This is a genomic window from Pseudohalioglobus lutimaris (assembly GCF_002866825.1).
In the GTDB taxonomy this organism is placed as follows: domain Bacteria; phylum Pseudomonadota; class Gammaproteobacteria; order Pseudomonadales; family Halieaceae; genus Halioglobus; species Halioglobus lutimaris.
In genome coordinates this window covers 1-1230 of record NZ_PKUS01000065.1, presented here as the reverse complement: position 1 = coordinate 1230, position 1230 = coordinate 1, and the positions used below count along the sequence as shown (strand labels likewise).

At 53.0% G+C, this 1230-nt stretch carries 1 protein-coding gene; it reads right to left on the bottom strand.

All coding sequences use genetic code 11. The features are described from left to right. Positions 1-8 precede the first annotated feature (8 nt). A complete protein-coding gene (locus tag C0039_RS20805; RefSeq protein ID WP_101519178.1) occupies positions 9-1169 on the bottom strand; it encodes an IS30 family transposase in 1161 nt (386 codons plus the stop codon). Positions 1170-1230: the final 61 nt, after the last annotated feature.

Here is a 1230-nt window from a genome sequence, read left to right as displayed (position 1 = left end):
CTGCGGATTCAAACGGTCGACGCAACACAGGCATTAAATCTATCAGCTGGTGTTTCGTAGTCCAGTGTTTTCCTAGGGCGAGTATTTAGCTGCCTGGCCACTTGATTTAGTTTGGCCTGTGAGTGAACTGATAAGTCAGTGCCCTTAGGGAAGTACTGACGCAGCAATCCATTGGTATTTTCATTCGATCCGCGTTGCCAGGGACTTTTCGGGTCGCAGAAGTAGACCTGGATGTCTGTCGCTAGAGAGAATTGCTTGTGGCCTTTCATTTCTGTGCCGCGATCCCAGGTCAAGGTCTTGTAGAGGTCTGCTGGCAGCTTCCTGGCTTGCTTGATTAGGGCCTCCACAACAGTTTCCGTATCTTTACTCTGGATCTTTGCCAACATGACATAGCGTGTATGTCGCTCTACCAGCGTTGCAATATGACTGCCATTGGTTCCGGCTATAAGATCACCCTCCCAATGCCCTGGAACCGCGCGGTCCTCAACTGAAGCAGGTCGTTCTCGAATGGTAGCCGCATCAGGTATCTGACCAAGCCCCTTGTTCTTGAGGGTATTGCGCCGCGGTCGACGAATGGTTCGCTCTCTCCGCAGGTGGGCCATGAGCTCCTTTTTCAGCACTCCCCGGGCTTGTATGAAGAGACTCTTGTATATCGTTTCGTGTGACACGTGGAAGTACTCGTTGTCCGGGTGCTCCCGCTTCAACCATCCAGCTATTTGTTCGGGAGACCACTGTTGCCGTAGTTTACTCGAAATGGCATTGATCAACCGGGGTCTGTCCTGGAGCTTACACGGTTTCGGCCGCTTCGCTCGCTCCCAGGCGGCTTGCTCTGCCTTGCTGGCTCGATATGCCGCATGCCCGCCATTGCGCTGAATTTCCCGGCTTATGGTCGAAGGTGAGCGGCCCAACTGAGACGCTATGGCACGCAGAGTCAACTGCTGCGCCAACCCCAGTGAGATGGTTTCTCGCTCTGGCAATGTCAGGGCAAGGGAGGAGCGCTTCCTCTGTGGTGGGCGAATACCACCGTTCTCAGTGAGTATTCGACTTATCGATGGATGATGGCGATTGAATGACCTGGCGATCTCGTGCATGGAATCGCCTTTCTTCCATCGATCCCACATCTCGGACTTTTGCGCGTCTGTGTACACAATTCGGGTTCTTCGTTTCATCGACAACACTCCTTCTCTGTACTAAGAGATTAGAATGTTGCGTCGACCGTTTGAATCCGCA